Source organism: Bacilliculturomica massiliensis (assembly GCF_900605495.1).
In the GTDB taxonomy this organism is placed as follows: domain Bacteria; phylum Bacillota; class Clostridia; order Peptostreptococcales; family Anaerovoracaceae; genus Bacilliculturomica; species Bacilliculturomica massiliensis.
In genome coordinates this window covers 1,764,414-1,781,931 of record NZ_LR027603.1, presented here as the reverse complement: position 1 = coordinate 1,781,931, position 17,518 = coordinate 1,764,414, and the positions used below count along the sequence as shown (strand labels likewise).

Here is a 17,518-nt window from a genome sequence, read left to right as displayed (position 1 = left end):
AAGACCGGTATAATGTCGATGGAGGATAGGATAATATGAAACTTGTAACGATAATTTCCGGCGTCATCCTGACATTGACCGGAATTTACTGCATTATCCGGTCGGGGACCACTTACGCGGCCATGGCTTTTGTACTGGGGATCGCTATGCTGATCCACGGGGTAATGAGCATCGCCAGCTGCGCTACGGAAAAACGCCAGGGCTACGCCTCAGGCTATGTGCTGGCAGACGGCGCGGTGACGCTGGTCCTGTCGGTGCCTGTTCTGGCCAATCTGCTGGCCACTGAAGCTGTGGTGCCCATATTTTTCGGCATGTGGCTGCTCTTTTCCGGCACTATGCACGCTCTGCAGGCCATTGTGGTGAAGGGATTCGGGGAGCGAAACTGGAGACTTGGGCTGACCTTCGGGCTTCTGGCCGCGGTGGTGGGGATCAGCTGCTTTGCCCGGCCCATCACCGGGAAAACAGCCACCGTACTGCTTCTGGGGATCTATTTCATTGCCCAGGGGATCAGCGTGACTGTGCTGGGCCTTCATTTCAAGAAACACACAAAGCGGCTCAGAAGAAAAGAAGCCGAATAGTGAGCGTCGATACTGTGTTCCGGATACCGGGCACAGTATTTCCATATTTGCGGGGAAAAGACATCGGGAAACTGCGGGCTGCGGCGGCCGGAGCAGGGGGCATGCTGTGCGGTGCGCCGGCCGTATGCGGGAGAGATCAGGGAGCCGCATTCAGGAGCTGCACCCGGGAGTCGCCGTGCGGATATGGGCATTGAACGGATAACGGATAGGGATATATAGACTAAGTGGGGTGGTAGGTTTGGAAGAGTACAAAATACTGGTCATGGAGGACGATGAGGACATCAACCGCCTTCTGCGCACGATCCTGTCGAAGAAGGGATACCGGACAGAAGGGGCTTTCTCAGGCAGCGAGGGCAGACTGAGGCTGTCTGTGGAGTCTTTCGATCTGATCCTGTTGGATCTCATGCTTCCGGGTCTGTCGGGAGAAGAGTTTCTGCGGGAGATCAGAGGGGAGGAAAATGTGACGCCGGTCATCGTCATCTCGGCTCGAACGGCGCTGGAGGACAAGGTGTCCGCCCTGTCTCTGGGCGCCGACGATTATATGACCAAACCCTTTGAGGCGGCGGAGGTGCTGGCCAGAGTGGAGGCGCAGCTGCGCCGTTTCCGGAAGTTTGCGCCCAGGGCGGAGGCGAAGGAGGAAACGGACCGGTACCTGACTTTCTGCGATCTGCGTCTGGACCGTCTGAGCCGCCGGGCGGAAGCGGCAGGAGCTCCGCTGACGCTGACGGCTACGGAGTTCGATCTGCTGTGGCTGCTGATGTCCGATCCGGACCGCGTGTTTACGCGGGAAGCGCTGTATACTCACGGCTGGGGCGGCGAATACTACGGCGAGGACAACACGGTGAACGTGCATATCAGCAATATCAGAAACAAGCTGGGCAGGCTGAATCCCGGGAGAGAATACATCAAGACCGTGTGGGGCATCGGTTTTAAGATGGCAGACGGCGGCGGGCGGAATAAATAAAGCAGAGACTGAGCCGCGGCCCCGCCGGGACCGGGAGACCGGGACCGAAGAAGCAGCCTGAACAGAGGAAGAGACCGGGACTGAGGCAGAGACGGTGAACTTTATACTTTCTTTAAATTTGCTTAAAGACTTATTTTGAAATTCTCCTTTATAATCGTATTTGTCAGGCGGCCGGCAAAGGAAAGCGGACGTCTGGAGGCCGGAAGGAATACCCCGGGGGAGGGAACTCCGAGAAGGAACGGAAGCCGGCGAAGCAGAGAAAGGGGAATCAGATAGAAATGGAAGAAAAGATCGCAGTCACAAGGCAGCTGTGCAAGCGCTACGGGCAGTTTACCGCTCTTGCGCCCACGGACTTTGAGCTGAAAAAGGGGCAGATCATGGGACTGGTGGGACGAAACGGCGCGGGAAAGACCACGCTGCTCAAACTTCTCACAGGGCTGACGGATCCCACGGGAGGGACTATGGCGCTGTTTTCCGGAGAAACGCCGTCGGAGCTTTCCAGGGCCAGAAAACGGATGGGGATCATCGTAGAGGCGCCGGCTTTTTACCCGAATCTGACAGCGGCGCAGAATCTGGAATATTACCGGCTGCAGAAGGGGATACCGGAGCGATCCAGGATCGATTATGTACTGACGGAAGCGGGGATCGAAAGTACGGGAAAAAAGAAATACAAGGATTTTTCACTGGGGATGAAACAGCGGCTGGGGATCGCGCTGGCGCTGCTCTCCGACCCGGACATCCTGATCCTGGACGAACCGCTGAACGGTCTGGATCCCATGGGTATCGTGGAAATGCGCAGTCTGCTCCAGCGCCTCAACCGGCAGCGGGATCTGACCATCCTCATTTCCAGTCACATTCTGAGCGAGCTTTCCGCCATCGCCACCAATTACTCATTCATTGAGCAGGGACGGATGGTGGAACAGATCTCGGCGGAAGCGCTGCATGAAAAATGCAGGCGCTATGTGGAGGTCAAAGTGGATCAGCCGCAGAAGGCGGCCGCTCTGCTGGAGAGGGAGCTGAAGTGCGACCAATACGAAGTGCTGCCCGGAGGCGTGCTTCACATCTACGCCTGTCTGGAACAGCCGGAAAAGATCGCCGCCGCGCTGGTGGGAGGGCAGATCGCACTCTCCGTGATCCAGTCGAAAGGGGCGGATCTGGAACAGTATTTTGTGGATCTGGTGGGAGGTGAGCGGCGTGCTTAACTACATCAGAAGCGAATGTTACCGAACGATAAGGAGCAGGAGCTATGTGATCTTTTTCGGGGCCTGCGCGGTGCTGCTGGTGCTCACGAGCCTGTTTATGAGGAACACGGAACCGTTTAACAACACGTCCGTATCTCTGGCACTGACTCTGAACACGTTTAATATGGTGTCCCTGCTGACCATAGGGGTGGCGGACATGGTATTCTGCAATGAATATAAAAATCAGACTTTTAAAAACGCCCTGGCCTATGGATACAGCAGAAACGCCATCTATCTGGGGAAATTCGCCACGGAAGTGATCTTCGCCTTTGGGATCGCCATCGCGGTGTTTGGGATCTATCTGCTGTCCGTGTTCCTGCTTCTGGAAAATCCGCCGGAGGCAAGACCCATGGTAGAGTCCTATTTCCTGCTGCTGTTGGGAAGCGTGCCGGTGTGGCTGGGATGCCTGGCTCTGGCTCACCTGTGTCTGTTCTTCGTGAGAGGGGGAACGGCCGCCAGTTTTCTCTTTGCCGGACTTCTGGTCATTCCGGATTCGGTATTTGCACTGCTTGGCATGAAAGAAGGTTTTGGGCCGTTCTGCACGGCTATACGGGAAAATCTGCTGTGGAACCAGATCGGACATATGACGACGCCCATGATGATGACCGGGCAGATGCTGACGCCGGATCAGCTGATCCATCCTGCGCTGGTAGGACTGGGACACATGGTCGTGCTCCTGCTGATCGGCATGGCGCTGTTTCGGAGGAAGGAGATATAAAACAAACGGAGGCGTACCGCAGAGCTTTTGGGCTCAGCGGTATGCCTCCCGGCGATGAGAGAGAAAGCGGGAACAGGGCGGGGATATAGGCTCGGAGGGAAAGGAGGGGCGGAGATGATAGAAAGGATTTTGCTGGCGGCAGCCATGGCGGCCGCTGTGTTCTATGCCGCCCGTTTTTATTCTCTGCGCCGCGGCCTGCGGAGCTCAAGACGGCTGATGGAGGAGATCAACGGCCGGAGGGTCACCAATCAGAAGCTGATCCTTACGGCTCCCGACAGGGAGCTGGAGAGACTTCTGGAGACCGTCAATCAGGGGCTTGAGAACGCACGGCTGGAACAGGTCGTTTACTGCGGCCGGGAAAAGGAGTTTCGGCGGCAGATCGCCAATATTTCTCACGATCTGCGGACGCCGCTGACCTCGATCTTGGGCTATCTGGAGCTTTTGGAGGACCCGGATCTATCGGAGATGGAACGAAGGGAATTTTTGAATGTGGTGAGGCGAAAGGCGGAAGCGCTGCAGGAACTGATCTCCGCTTTTTACGATCTGTCCCGGCTGGAATCGGGAGAGTATTCGCTGGATCCGGAGCGTACGGAACTTTACGGCCTGCTCTGCGAGACGCTGGCGGCCTTCTATGAGGATTTTCAGACAGCCGGACTGGCGGTGGAGACATGCATCAGTCAGGAGCGGGTCTTTGTGACGGCTGATAAAAAGGCGGCGAAGCGGGTGTTTTTCAACCTGATGCAGAACATTTTGAATCACGGCACCTCACAGGTGCGCATTGAGCAGAGAAGGGAAGGCGCCGAAGTGATCACCACTTTTTCCAATATGGTGCAGGGCATGCGGCAGGAGGATGTGCCGCGGGTCTTTGAACGTTTTTTTACTGCGGACGAGATGCGTACCGGGCAGAATACGGGATTGGGCATGACCATCGTACAGAAGCTGCTCACAGAGATGGGACACCAGGTGGACGCCAGCCTGACCCAGGGGGAGGACGGAGACTGGTTTACCGTACGGATCGCCTGGCGGGCGGAAAGGCAGGCGGATAAGGGGTCCGGAAAAAAATAACCAAACGATGGCACCACCGGGAGACCTGGCTCAGATAAGCCGGGTCTTTTAATGTATCGTTACATCATGGATCTCACGATGCGGGAGAGCCGGGCCAGGGCGTAGAGGATCTCCCGCTCCTCCGCATAGGCGTAGGAGATGCGCAGACTGCAGCTTTTGCCGTATTCGTACAGCGTGCCGGGAAAGAGCAGAATATGTTCGCGTACAGCGGCGCGGAACAGCTGCCTGGCGCTCAGGTTTTCGTCAAAGCGGAGCCAGACGTAAAAGCCGCCGGCAGGCGCGTCCCAGGAGGCGATCTGACTGAAGTTGCGTTCGAGTGCGGCGACCACCGTATCTCTGCGGCTTTTCAGCTGAACGCGCAGCTGCGGCAGGTATTTGTCATAGGCGCCGCTTGAGAAGAATTCAGCCAGGATGAGCTGGGAGACGGTGCTGGCGCCGGAGTCCATCTGCATTTTCATGTCGGCGAGACGGTGGATGACGGATTCCGGCCCGGCGATCCAGCCGGTCCGCAGACCGGGAGCCAGGGTCTTTGACACGGTACCGATATGGAGCACCATGCCATTCTTGTCCATGGATTTCAGCGTGGCCGGAGGTTTTTCATCGTACCAGAGCTCCCGGTAGGAGGCGTCCTCTATGATGGGCAGGTGGTTTTGCTGACAGAAGCGGAAGAGCGCTTTCCTGCGATCGGCGCTCATCACCGTACCGGTGGGATTGTGGAAGTCCGGTATGGCGTAGAGCAGCGCCTCTTCCCGCTGAATGCGCTCCGGATCGATCTGCCAGTAGACCAGTCCCTCCTGATCCATGGGAAGGCCGGAGAGATTCATGCCTGCGGATTGAAAGAACTGCAGGCTCTTCAGGTAGGACGGATCGCCGGTGAATACCGTGGAACCGGATTTCAGCATGGTGAGACAGATCAGCTGCAGAGCCTGCAGCGCTCCGGAGGTGATCAGTATGCAGGAGGGAGAGATATCGATGCCATCCCGCTGCAGGCGCCTGGCCACGCTCCTTCGGAGGGCAGGCAGCCCAAGGGGCTCCTGATAATTCAGCGCGGAAAGTTTTCCCGCCACCCGCTCCATGGCTCTGCTCATCTCCTCTCGGGGAAACAGGGAAGGGGAGAGCTGACCGGTGCCTAAAGAGATGAAACGGGGGTCGGCTTCGCAGCGCCGGCATTCCTGAATGATCGGATCGCTGGCATGAAAAGAACCGGATTGGATGTAGCGGCTCCAGTCCGGCGGAGCGTCGGTCATCATGAGGGACCAGGTATTGCTGGCCACATAGGTCCCTTTTCCAAAGTCGCTTTCCAGCACGCCGTAGGAGGAAAGCTCGTCCATGGCGGTGACGATGGTGCTGCGGTTGACGTTGAACTGTTTCGCCAGCTGGCGCTGAGCGGGCAGCCGGCTTCCCACCGCCCAGTCGCCGGTGGAAATCTTCATGCTCATATAGTCGATGATCTGTTTATATACGGGGACTGAACTGCTTCGATCAGGTCTCCAGTCGATCGAAATTTTTGACATGTTTCAAAAACCTCCGGGCTTTCACTATAAACTTGGTTGGGAAAAAAGTCAACGTTTGGTTGGCGCATCTTTGTCGAATATATAGTAACTTGTCAGTAAACAGCTGTTAAAAAAGTATCAATGACGAAGAAAACATACTGACGGGTGGAGGACAAATGAAATCTTTTATCAAATTCTTACCGGTTTTCGTTCTGGCCGCGCTGATGATCAGCGGCATGGACGCACTGATGGCTGCGCCTGTCGCGACGATCTGCGCCGCGGTGGTAGCCATGACTACAGATAAGCTGAAGTTTCAGGATTGCATTGACGCGGCGATGGAAAGCGTCAGCAAAATATTGATCGCATTATTTATTCTGATGTTTGCCTACGCAATGGCAAGCGCGTTCATGTCCACAGGGGTGGGCGCGTCCATTGTAAATGTGGCGCTCTCTCTGGGCGTAAACGGAAGGACGGTGGCGATGGTGGGCATTCTGGTCACAGGGATCCTGTCCGTGGCCACGGGTACCTCCTGGGGAACCTTTGCGGCATGCGCGCCCATCTTCCTGTGGCTGAATCACATCGTAGGAGGAGATCTGCTGCTGACCACAGCCGCCATCGCGGGCGGCGCGTGCTTCGGAGACAATATCGGACTGATCTCCGATACCACGGTAGTGTCCTCCGGTATTCAGGGGGTGGAAGTGATCGACCGGATACGTCACCAGGGCGTGTGGTCTGTGTCCTGCCTGCTGCTGTCTGCCGCCGCCATCTTTGGCATCGGCAGCTTTATGGGACTGCCTACCGCCGCTACCAATGCCGGCACCGTTATCGCGGAGATCCCGCAGGAGGTCTGGACGGTGCTGGCGGAAGAGCGCCCGGCCGCCGTGGATCTGCTTAATCAGGTACAGTCCGGCGTTCCCTATTTCATGGTGATCCCTCTGATCCTGGTCATCGCTACGGCGATCATGGGGCTGTCCACCTTTATCTGCCTGGGCATCGGCATTTTTTCCGCCTTTGTGTTCGGCATGTTCGCGGGGACCATCGGCATGCCTGAGGAACTGGTTTTAGAGGGAGGCGGAGCGTTCGCCGATTTCGTAAATCACGGCAGTTTCTTTTTGGATCTGCTCATGGACGGTTTTGCGGACGCCGGATCCTGGGTCGTCGTCATGATGATGTGGGTGGCGGCCTTCGGCGGCATCATGAGAAAGATCGCGGCTTTTGCACCGCTTTCCAATTTTGTGGCCCGCATCTCCAACAACGTGAGACAGCTGATGTTCTGCAACGGAATTCTGTCCCTGTTCGGCAACGCCTGTCTGGCGGATGAGATGGCTCAGATCGTCACCGTGGGTCCGATCATCAAGGATCTGGTGGACGACAACGTGGAGGGCAGCGAGGCGGATCTGTATAAGCTGAAGCTGAGAAACGCCACGTACTCCGACGCGCTGGGCGTGTTTGGATCACAGCTGATCCCCTGGCACGTTTATATCGGATTTTACATCGGCATCGCCACGGCGGTCTATCCGCTGCACCAGTTTGTGGCCATGGATATCATCAGATATAATGTGATGGCCATGGTGGCGGTGGTATCCATCCTGCTGCTGACGCTCACCGGAGGCGACCGCTTCGTACCCCTGTTCCGTCTGCCGTCAGAGCCTCAGGTGCGGCTGAAAAAATACGCCCAGAAGGCGGACGCGGAGAAAGTGTCTGAAGCCGCGGCAGAGCTTGCGGCCAAATAAGAAGACAGCTGCCGTCTGTCTGCTGAAAGGATAGGCTGATATCAATCTTCACCATATAAATATGCACTAAAAAGCGATTCCTGATCCGGTACCTCCGGGTCGGGAATCGCTTTTTGCATGGGCTCTCATCGGCCGCCTGCCTGGAACATCATCTGTTCTTTATTCGGATTCTGATGCGGAAGATGCGTCGGGATCGTCGGTGAGCGAAAATTCGGTGAGCTCCGGCGGACACCGGAAGCGGAGAGGCAGATAGGTGGTGCCCAGGCCGGAGTTTACGTACAGCGTGGTCTGTCTCTCGTTCTCAAAGCGGTAGATCCCCCGTTCATACTGCTGACCGTAGGGCGGCAGGTAGGCGTCGGATAAATAGGGGATCCGCACCTGGCCGCCGTGGGTATGTCCGGACAGCATCAGATCGATGTCGTAGTCGGTCATCTCTGTGACAAGGTCCGGCTCGTGGGCCAGAACGATGTTGAACGACTCCGGACGGCATTGGCTGGCCGCCGTGGGATCTCCGTAGCCGATGATCACGTCGTCGATGCCAACGATAGTGACGCCCAGATCTTTCAGGTCGGACCGCTGATTGACGAGCACCTGAAATCCGCCGGCTGTCATGATGTCCTTATAGTGCCGCTCCGCGCCGCCGCCGTAATCGTGGTTCCCGAAGACGGCGAATTTTCCGTACGAAGCCCTGATCTCCGAGAGCTTTTCCGAGATGGCCTCCGTACTGCCTTCGTAGCGGTCGTAGTGGTCGATCAGGTCGCCCAGGAAGAAGACCAGGTCGGGCTCCATATCGTTGATCTTGCCGACGGCCCGTTCAAAATCTTTTATGGTGTAGTTATCGCTGAAATGAGTGTCTGCGAAAACTACGATATTGAGTTCTTTTTGTTCCGGCGTCACGTGCGTACTGTAGATAGAGACTTCTTCCGTTATCAGAAGGTGGGGTTCCACATATCTGGCGTAAGCAAACAGAAGAAGTCCCGCGAGACAAAGAAGAACGATGAGACGCAGGACTGCTTTTAAAAATCGAATCAAGCTGATACCTCGATCTGTCAGTGTTTATTTTTGGTGCGCCGCGGCCGGGACCGCAGCAAAATCAGTTTTTCAGAGCCTGGATGGGGGACGGGATCCGCCCGCCGCGGCCGATAAAGCGTTCCGGCGACCAGGTACTGATGGGCATGACGGGAGCGTAGCCGAGAAGTCCGCCGAAATCCAGTTCGTCGCCCACCTTCTTGCCGATGGCGGGGATGACGCGGACCGCAGTGGTTTTGCTGTTCACCATGCCGATGGCCGCCTCGTCGGCGATCAGAGCGCTGATAACGGCGGCGCTGGTGTCCCCGGGGACCACGACCATGTCGATCCCCACGGAGCAGACCGCTGTCATGGCTTCCAGTTTTTCCAGAGAGAGCGCGCCCCTGCGAACGGCGTTGATCATGCCGTCGTCCTCGCTGACGGGGATAAAGGCTCCAGAGAGACCTCCCACGTGATTGCTGGCCATGACGCCGCCCTTTTTCACCGCGTCGTTGAGCATGGCCAGAGCGGCGGTGGTGCCGCAGGAACCGCAGCTTTCCAGACCGATCTCTTCCAGAATGTTGGCCACGCTGTCTCCCGGAGCCGGAGTGGGCGCCAGGCTCAGGTCCACGATGCCGAAGGGCACGCCCAGTTCCTCGGAGACCAGATTGCCCACCAGCTGGCCCATGCGGGTGATCTTGAAGGCGGTGCGTTTGATCAGCTCAGCCACCTTGTCGATGGAACAGCTTTTCCCTTCTTTGGCCAGGGCGGCCCGCACCGCGCCCGGACCGCTGACGCCTACGTGGATGACGCAGTCCGGTTCGCCGGGGCCGTGAAACGCGCCTGCCATGAAGGGATTGTCTTCGGGAGCGTTGCAGAACACTACCAATTTGGCTGCGCCCATGCACTGATCGTCTTTCGTAGCTTCCGCCGTCTGTTTGACGATACTGCCCATGAGCTTAACAGCGTCCATGTTGATGCCGCTTTTCGTCGAACCGATATTGATGGAGGAGCAGACGAATTCCGTCTTTGCCAGCGCCTCGGGAATAGAGTGGATCAGTTCCTGATCTCCTGCGGAAAAGCCCTTGTGTACCAGGGCGGAAAAGCCGCCGATGAAATTGACGCCGACCTCCTTCGCAGCCCGGTCCAGCGCTTCGGCGTAGTCCACGGGATTGGGGTTTCTGGCGCTGGCCAGGATCATGGCGATGGGAGTGACGCTGATCCGCTTATTCACCACCGGGATACCGTAGGCGGAGCTGATCCTCTCCACTACGGGCACCAGATCTCTGGCTTTTGTGGTAATTTTTCTGTAGATCTTCTCGCAGGCCCGTTTGGGGTCCTCGTCCGCGCAGTCCAGCAGGGAGATACCCATGGTGACTGTTCGGACGTCCAGGTTTTCCTGGCTGATCATGCGTATGGTTTCTAATATATCATTTGTATTCAGCATAGTTTGATTATAGTCCTTTCCGGAGTTGATCGGTCTTTTTTCTGGACGTTTTTATCTGCATCCCTGCCGCGCTTTACACGGGATCTTGTCCGCTCTCTGGCCCTCTCTGTGGATTTTTTCTGACCTGAACGAAGGACGGCGGCGCTTGCCGCCGCGCCGGATAGGGAAGCGGGCGTTACGGCCTCTGCCGCGGCCCGGCCCGGACTTAGATCCGGTGCATGGCGTCGTACAGTTCGCTTCTGGTCATGCGGACGTCCAGTCCCATGGTTTCGCCTTCCTTGGCGAACCGTTCCGACAATGCGGTGATCTCTTCGTCGCAGCGGGACAGGTCCACGACCATGGTCATGGCGAACATGCCCTGAACGATGCTCTGCGTTACATCCTCCACGTTGATCTGTTTCTGCGCGCAGAGCGTGCTGATCTTAGCCAGAATTCCGATCTGATCCTTACCGATGACGGTGATAACTGCTTTCATATGCACACCTCCTGTTGCGGCAGAAGGAACCGGCAGACCCCCACGGATATTTCCCGTGGCCGATCCTTCGCGCCGGACTGCATTTGCCGCCGTTTTTTCTGTTGTTTTATCGATGTCGTTCAAAAATCTTTATCATTATATCAAATCGGCTGGGTAAACTCAAGGACTATCGGCGGATGGACCAGGCCTGTGCAGAAAACTGGCAGACCTCATAATTCCATATTGCCAGAATGACGGTTTTTATTCGGCATGGGCGGATTTTCCCCTGAAGTATATTGCAATTCCGGCAGCTATCCGGTATGATCGCTAATATAAATGGAAGTCTCTGGTCTGCTGCGGGGGCCGCGCGTGCGGTACGGACCGGGCGGAGAGTCCGGCATAGGAGCTTAAAATGGCCGCAGCAGTCTGGATGGGAGTATAGGAAATGCAGAGAGAAAATGAGGTAGATACAATGCTGGAAATGTATTCGGAAGAAGAGCTGAACGTGCTGGAAAAACATATTGAGAACTATTTTGGACCTTTTCGCAACGTGCTCCACGAGATCGCTTCACCGGATATCCACGTGGATGTCTGTATCGTCGAACCCACGCCAGAGCGGAACTATTATACCCTTGTCACCATGGGCATGGGCGCTCACTTCATGTCTGTGCCCGAAGAACTGGCGGAATACAGGCTGGAACGGGCGGAACTGGTCATCTCGCTGCCGGATTACTGGAAGATCGACAGTTCAGAGGAGAAATGGTTCTGGCCCATCGGCTGGCTGAAGATGCTGGCCCGTCTGCCTGTGGCAGAGGATTCCTGGCTGGGCTGGGGCCATACTGTAGCGAATCCGGGAGGGGTTCCTTTCGCGGCAGATACAGGTCTGTCCGGCAGTATTCTGCTGTCTCCCGGCCAATTTCCGCAGGAGGCGTCGGTATGCCGGCTGCCCGACGGCGGCGAGATCAATTTTTACGCCGTAGTTCCGCTGTATGCGGAAGAGATGGAATTTAAGTGCAGAAACGGCGCCGACGCGCTGATGGAATTGTTCGGGGAGGGCGAGGACGCGATCCCGCCCCTGCCGCTGGATCCGGAACGGAAAAACGTGTGCGCCGAAAGTAAGAAACAGTACAGGATCAGACCCGAGGACATAAAGCCCCTGCTCACCGACTGGGATGGTCCCGAGGGATGTCTGGCCACCGACCGGATCACGGTGGACGGCTGCCCGGTAGGATATTGTTATCGGCAGCGGCCGGATGCAGGCGACGATCTCTGGGACAGCGGCTGGAGATTTACCGCGGGAGATGAGAGCGACGAGTATATGGACGACCCGGAACACTCCGGGATCTTTTCGCTCAATTCGATCTGCAACGCCGACCCGGAGATCATGCCCTTGCTGAGGGCGCCTTACGGCTCCGCTTTTTATCGGGATGAAAACGGCGCTTTCTGTCAGGCAGAGCCGTGGGATGAAGCCTGCGGAAACGGGGAAGACTGCGGAGAGGGGAACTGCGTGGAGGAAGAAAAGGCAGAGAGCAGGAGCGTGGGTGAACGGACGGTTTCGGCTCCGCGGAAGTTCCTGCTGGGGCAGGACGACATAGCGGTCCTGGAATCTCTGGAGGATGATTCCAGCGGTTACTACGGACAGATGTTGGGTTATCTCGACGAATTCCTGAAAAGAGGCGTGGAAGAGGGACGCTTTACCGAGACGGAGGCCGGGGAGGCCCTGGATATTGCGCTCTGGTACTCTTACGCCTGCAACAATCTGGACGACTACGATCATTATTATATGACCACGCAGTGGATGCCGCCGTCGGAAAAAAACGCCGGGGGCTGCGGCACCTGGTATTACCGTTACTCCTGCGCTCTGATGTATTGCAGCAGACTGGAGGAAGCGCTGGAATACGCGGAGAAGGGCTTGATGGAGGAGCCGGATTATCCCTGGGGCTATCTGCAGGCGGCAAAGCTCCGCTGTCACTTCGGCGATAAAGAAGGGGCGCTGGCGGCGGTGGAACGCGGGCTGGAGCTGGTGCCGGGAGACTTTGAGTTCCTGACCCTGAAAAGAGAGATCGGAGAAGGACGTACGCTGGAAGATATGGAATATCACTACATCAGTCCGGAAAATGATCGCCAGCTTCAGGAAGGCGAGCTCTCGGACAGTACCGGCAAGCTCCGTGCCATCGCCGGCATTCGCTGCGATCAGAAAGGGCTGACGCGCATCAAGGAACTCTTTGAATCGTACGGCTGGACGGCGGACTCTCCTTACTGCACATTTTTCTTCAAGGTCCGCGGCACGGAACTGGAAGGCATGTTCCGCATGAACGAGGCGGCGCTGTCCAAACTGGACTACAGCCGGCTGTGGGCGCAGAAAGAAAGCGTCACACAGGAAGACAACATGATCAGGAAGGGCAAGGACGGTTCCGTGTACCAACTGTGCGGGGTGATCTTTGACGGAGACTACAGCGCCGAGCTTATCTACTGTCAGGAGGGAAGCGACCGAACTATGCAGGTCCGCGTGCAGCCGATGAGACTCAACTGATCTGGCTTAAGGCCGGAGCCTGTGTCCAACGCCCGTCCTGTCCTGAGCAGAAAGCGGGACGGGGCGGGTGGTTTTGTGGTATAATATCCGCAGAGCAGATATTATACGGAATGCTGTGCGCGGCGGCCACGATCGGATGATGACGGAAGGCGCCATGTGGGCAGTGAAATAAATTCAAAAGGAAGGACGACGTGCAGTGACGGGAATGGGGAAGAAGATCGTAATAGCCGGGGCCGGGGCCTCGGGGATGATGGCGGCCATAGCCGCGGCGGGCGGTTTATCGGAGATGGACGGAGAACAGGGCCAGGATGCGGCCGAAAGAGGACAGGATAAAGGGCCGGCGGGCGGGTACGGATTTGCCCGGCCGGAGGACATCTGCATACTGGAAAAGAATGAAAGGGCCGGCCGCAAACTGCTTGCCACAGGCAACGGCCGCTGCAATTTTACGAATGCAAAGTGCACGTCCTGGGATTACTCCGGCGCCTTTCTGCTGAAAAAGGAGACTTCCGGTTTCCCGGACAGCGTAATGGTACAGGCGCCGCCCAAGCGCGTTATGGAGGCGTTTTTTCGCATGGGTATCCTGCCGAGGGAGGAGGATGAAGGCCGCGTTTATCCCTACTCTGGTCAGGGTTCTTCCATCTGTCAGGCTCTGTATTCCAAACTGGCGTCTCTGGGCGTAGAGATCCGCTGCGGCAGCGTGCTGAAAAGGGCGGAAGCCCTGCCTGGCGGCGGTTTTCACCTGACGCTGAGAGACGGATCCGAACTGACCTGTGAACGGCTCATTCTGGCGGTGGGAGGCAAGGCTGGCTGTCAGTACGGTTCGGAGGGCGACGGCTACGCGCTGGCCCGGGAACTGGGACATGGGGTGGTCAAGCCCATCCCCGCGCTGGTGCAGCTGACAGCGGACGATCCGGATCTCCCGTCGCTGAAAGGCGTTCGGGTCAAGGCCAGAGCGGCGCTCTTTGAAGGATCGGAGAAGATCAGGGACGACAGGGGAGAAATACAGTTTACAGAAGATACGCTGTCGGGGATCTGCATATTTAATCTGAGCCGCTATGTGCGCTACAGTGGAAATCCTGTCAGCGCGCCGGAGCGTTATCACGTCGGCATCGACTTTATGGAAGAGTATCCGGAGGAAACGGTACTGGCCATCCTCAGGCTGAGGCAGGAGTATCTGGGTCAGCGGGAGGCGCGGGCTTTTCTCAGCGGAGTGCTGCACGAAAAGCTGGCCGCTGTTTTTATGCAGAAGCTGGGAATTCCTGCCGGCAGAAAAACCGCGGAACTTCGGGAGGAAGATCTGGCGGCGCTGGCGGCCATGTTGAAGAATTTCGACGTGAAGATCACGGGGACGAAGTCCTGGAAAGACGCCCAGGTCACGGCCGGCGGAGTGGATACCGCGGAGATCCACAGGCGCACACTGGAGTCTAAACTGATCCCCGGGCTGTATTTTGCGGGAGAATTGATCGATGTGGACGCGCCCTGCGGCGGCTACAATCTGCAGTGGGCTTTCGCCTCCGGGATGGTCGCTGGAAAGGCCGCCGGAATGGTGCCGGGAACGGCTGGGCGGGACTAGACGGAGGACCGGGCCGGAGAGACCGGACATAGGGATACAACGAAGAGATCCGACGGAGAATTGAAACAGACAGAGGAACAGGGGAAACCATGATACGTATACACGAGATCAAACTGGAGCCGGGGGAGCCGATGACGGCCATACCGGAGCATATCAAGAAAAAGCTGGGGCTCAGAGGACTGGAGATCGAAGAGTGGAGACCGGTCAAGGAATCTGTGGACGCCAGAGAAAAGCCGCGCATCAGAAAAGTCTACACCGTGGATTTTCTTCCGGTGCTGCGGGACGGAAAGGGATGCCGGTCAGCGGAAGACTGCCGGGAGTCCGTGCTGCGTCAGGGCCGGAAACGGAAGCTGAAGATCGGGCCCGCGCCGGATATGACATATCATTTCGTGACAGAAGAATTCGGCTTTGAGCCGGGAAGCCCTCAGGATCCAAGGATCCCTCTGAAGCATCCGCCGGTGGTGGTGGGCTTCGGGCCCTGCGGCATGTTCGCGGCCCTGCTGCTGGCCCAGATGGGTTACCGTCCTGTGGTGGCAGAGCGGGGAAAGGCCATCGGAGAACGGACGGAGGACGTGGAGCGATTCTGGCGGGACGGCGTGCTGGATCCGGAATCCAACGTACAGTTCGGAGAGGGCGGAGCCGGCTCGTTTTCCGACGGGAAGCTGACAACCCAGATCAAGGACAGCCGTATCAGAAAAGTGCTGGAGGAGCTGGTGAGAGCCGGAGGCGGAGAAGATCTGCTGTACAGACAGAAGCCCCACGTGGGCACCGATGTCCTGCGGGACGTAGTGAAGGAGATACGCTGTGAGATCCAGCGTCTGGGAGGAACCGTGAACTTTGAGACCCGGGTGACGGGACTCCGCTTCAGGGAGGGCGGATCCGGGGCGGACGTCTTCGAGGGCGGAGAGAGAGCCAGGTCGCTCTGCGGGCTGGAGATCAGCGGGAAATATTCTGCCGGCCTGCCGGAGACCCAGGGGGCTGCGGCCGGGGACGGGACGGCGGTGCTGGAGACCCAGACGGCGGTGCTGGCCCTCGGCCACAGCGCCAGGGATACCTTCCGCGTGCTGTACGATCAGGGTATCGTCATGGAGCAGAAACCGTTTTCCATCGGCGCCCGCATCGAGCATCCCCAGAGTATGATCAACGAGGCTCAGTATGGGAAAGAGTGGGAAGATCTGGGACTTGGCGCGGCAGATTACAAGCTGTCGCACCGATGTAAAGACGGGAGAGGGGTCTACACCTTCTGCATGTGTCCCGGAGGGCGGGTCATCGCCTCCGCTTCCTGCCCGGGCGGCGTGGTCACCAACGGCATGAGCTATCGGGACCGGGGGCTGGAAAATGCCAACAGCGCTCTGCTGGTGGATGTGAGGACCGAGGATTTTGAAAGCGCCCATCCTCTGGCCGGCATCGCTTTTCAGGAAAAATACGAGCGGCTGGCCTTTGAGGCCGGCGGCGGCACCTACCGGGCGCCGGCGCAGCGGGTGGGAGATTTTCTAGCCGCAGAGCCGCAGGATGAAGGGGAAGGGGAAACGCGTCCCTCCTATGAGCCCGGGGTGGCCTGGACCTCTCTCGACCGCTGTCTGCCGGGGTTTGCGGCTGAGGCCATGCGGGAAGCGCTGCCTGCGCTGGGAAAGAAGCTGGCAGGCTTTGACCGGCCGGACGCGGTGCTCACCGGCGTGGAGACGAGAAGTTCTTCTCCTGTGAGGATCCCACGGGGCGACGGGTTCACCTGCAATGTGGACGGGCTCTATCCGGGCGGCGAAGGGGCAGGCTACGCGGGAGGCATCACCTCGGCTGCGGTGGACGGGATCCGGCTGGCTGAAGCCATCGCAAGGAAATACAGACCGGATTATTGATGTGCAGTCAATTATTTTGCAGGCTGGGCTGACCGCCGTTTTGGCAGCCGGGAAGACTGGCGGCCCGGCCGCCTGTGTCTCAGTCGTCCATACATTGGGTTTCGTCTGTTCATGAAGGCGCCGCCGGGGAGCGGAGGACATGGGAAAAGGTCCCGGGCAGCGAAAAGACTCCGGCGGTAAAAGGCTTTGGAGGAATGGAACGAGTCCGGCGGAAAGAAAGGAGAGCAGAAAGATGTCGATAGAAAAGGGTTATATCCAGGTGTATACGGGCAATGGCAAAGGAAAGACCACGGCGGCTCTGGGCGTGACGCTCCGCTGTCTGTGCGCGGGCAACAGAGTGTTTTTCGGCCAGTTCATGAAAGGTCAGTTTTACAGTGAACTCAGGGCTGCGGAGTATTTCCCGGGCCTGATCATGGAACAGTACGGAAACGCCTGCTTCGTGGGAAAGGATCCGGCGCCGGAAGACTTCGAAGGAGCCAGAAGAGGACTGGAGCGCGTAAAAGAAGCGCTCACCGGCGGCGAATACGACATGGTCGTCTTTGACGAGATCAATACGGCGCTGTTTTTCCATCTGCTGGAGGTGGAGGATGTGCTGGCCGTGCTGGATCAGAAGCCGGAAAAGACGGAGGTGATCCTGACAGGGCGCTACGCGCCGCAGGAGATCCTGGACAGAGCGGATCTGGTCACGGAGATGAAAGAGATCAAACATTACTACACGAAAGGCGTGGAGGCCAGAACAGGCATCGAAAACTGAATCGCGCCTTCCGGCAGGGAGGCGTCGGGATGTGACAGGAGGCCTCAGGATCTGACTGGCTGGTTCAGGATCTGGACGGAAGACTAGAACTGCCGCGGCCG

The 17,518-nt window shown here is 57.8% G+C and carries 14 protein-coding genes; 10 read left to right on the top strand and 4 right to left on the bottom strand.

Annotation, left to right across the window (positions count from 1 at the left end):
• The first annotated feature begins 35 nt into the window (after positions 1 to 35).
• The 5 genes from E0E37_RS17265 (at position 36) to E0E37_RS17245 (ending at position 4,566) form a co-directional block, all read left to right on the top strand.
• A complete protein-coding gene (locus E0E37_RS17265; protein ID WP_130864216.1) occupies positions 36 to 578 on the top strand; it encodes an HdeD family acid-resistance protein in 543 nt (180 codons plus the stop codon).
• A 238-nt stretch (positions 579 to 816) separates the two neighbouring features.
• Entirely contained in the window at positions 817 to 1,542 is a 726-nt protein-coding gene (locus E0E37_RS17260) for a response regulator transcription factor (protein ID WP_130864215.1), read from the top strand.
• A 278-nt stretch (positions 1,543 to 1,820) separates the two neighbouring features.
• Positions 1,821 to 2,744, top strand: coding sequence for an ATP-binding cassette domain-containing protein (locus E0E37_RS17255; protein ID WP_130864214.1), 924 nt, complete (start codon positions 1,821 to 1,823; stop codon positions 2,742 to 2,744).
• Positions 2,737 to 3,501 (top strand): ABC transporter permease, encoded by a 765-nt coding sequence (locus tag E0E37_RS17250; protein WP_165445432.1) that lies wholly within the window; start codon positions 2,737 to 2,739, stop codon positions 3,499 to 3,501. Before E0E37_RS17255 ends, E0E37_RS17250 begins: the two co-directional genes overlap by 8 nt.
• 114 nt (positions 3,502 to 3,615) lie before the next feature.
• On the top strand, positions 3,616 to 4,566 hold the full coding sequence (locus E0E37_RS17245; protein WP_165445431.1) for a sensor histidine kinase: 951 nt from the start codon (positions 3,616 to 3,618) through the stop codon (positions 4,564 to 4,566).
• Positions 4,567 to 4,625: 59 nt separating this feature from the next.
• Here E0E37_RS17245 and E0E37_RS17240 read toward each other — a convergent pair whose 3' ends face one another.
• Positions 4,626 to 6,080 carry an aminotransferase-like domain-containing protein gene (locus E0E37_RS17240; protein WP_130864211.1) on the bottom strand — a complete coding sequence of 485 codons (1,455 nt, stop codon included), beginning with the start codon at positions 6,078 to 6,080 and terminating at the stop codon, positions 4,626 to 4,628.
• A gap of 155 nt (positions 6,081 to 6,235) precedes the next feature.
• Between E0E37_RS17240 and E0E37_RS17235 the strand changes: the two genes are divergently transcribed.
• The gene (locus tag E0E37_RS17235; protein ID WP_130864210.1) at positions 6,236 to 7,792 is read left to right on the top strand and encodes a Na+/H+ antiporter NhaC family protein; all 1,557 of its coding nucleotides are present in this window, start codon (positions 6,236 to 6,238) and stop codon (positions 7,790 to 7,792) included.
• 159 nt (positions 7,793 to 7,951) lie between these two features.
• Here E0E37_RS17235 and E0E37_RS17230 read toward each other — a convergent pair whose 3' ends face one another.
• From E0E37_RS17230 to E0E37_RS17220, 3 genes are all read right to left on the bottom strand, one after another.
• Entirely contained in the window at positions 7,952 to 8,824 is an 873-nt protein-coding gene (locus E0E37_RS17230; protein WP_165445430.1) for a metallophosphoesterase, read from the bottom strand.
• 61 nt (positions 8,825 to 8,885) lie between these two features.
• A complete protein-coding gene (locus E0E37_RS17225) occupies positions 8,886 to 10,247 on the bottom strand; it encodes a PFL family protein (protein ID WP_130864208.1) in 1,362 nt (453 codons plus the stop codon).
• Between the two features lie 205 nt (positions 10,248 to 10,452).
• Positions 10,453 to 10,722, bottom strand: a complete 270-nt coding sequence (locus E0E37_RS17220) for an ACT domain-containing protein (RefSeq protein WP_130864207.1) — start codon at positions 10,720 to 10,722, stop codon at positions 10,453 to 10,455.
• A gap of 424 nt (positions 10,723 to 11,146) precedes the next feature.
• Between E0E37_RS17220 and E0E37_RS17215 the strand changes: the two genes are divergently transcribed.
• The 4 genes from E0E37_RS17215 (at position 11,147) to E0E37_RS17200 (ending at position 17,417) form a co-directional block, all read left to right on the top strand.
• Entirely contained in the window at positions 11,147 to 13,234 is a 2,088-nt protein-coding gene (locus E0E37_RS17215) for an immunity protein Imm33 domain-containing protein (RefSeq protein ID WP_246019774.1), read from the top strand.
• A 205-nt stretch (positions 13,235 to 13,439) separates the two neighbouring features.
• Positions 13,440 to 14,807 carry a BaiN/RdsA family NAD(P)/FAD-dependent oxidoreductase gene (locus E0E37_RS17210; protein ID WP_246019794.1) on the top strand — a complete coding sequence of 456 codons (1,368 nt, stop codon included), beginning with the start codon at positions 13,440 to 13,442 and terminating at the stop codon, positions 14,805 to 14,807.
• 89 nt (positions 14,808 to 14,896) lie between these two features.
• Positions 14,897 to 16,663, top strand: coding sequence for an NAD(P)/FAD-dependent oxidoreductase (locus tag E0E37_RS17205; protein ID WP_130864205.1), 1,767 nt, complete (start codon positions 14,897 to 14,899; stop codon positions 16,661 to 16,663).
• 139 nt (positions 16,664 to 16,802) lie between these two features.
• Positions 16,803 to 17,417: a cob(I)yrinic acid a,c-diamide adenosyltransferase gene (locus E0E37_RS17200; protein WP_130864204.1), complete on the top strand. Its 615-nt coding sequence runs from the start codon at positions 16,803 to 16,805 to the stop codon at positions 17,415 to 17,417.
• Positions 17,418 to 17,518 lie beyond the last annotated feature (101 nt).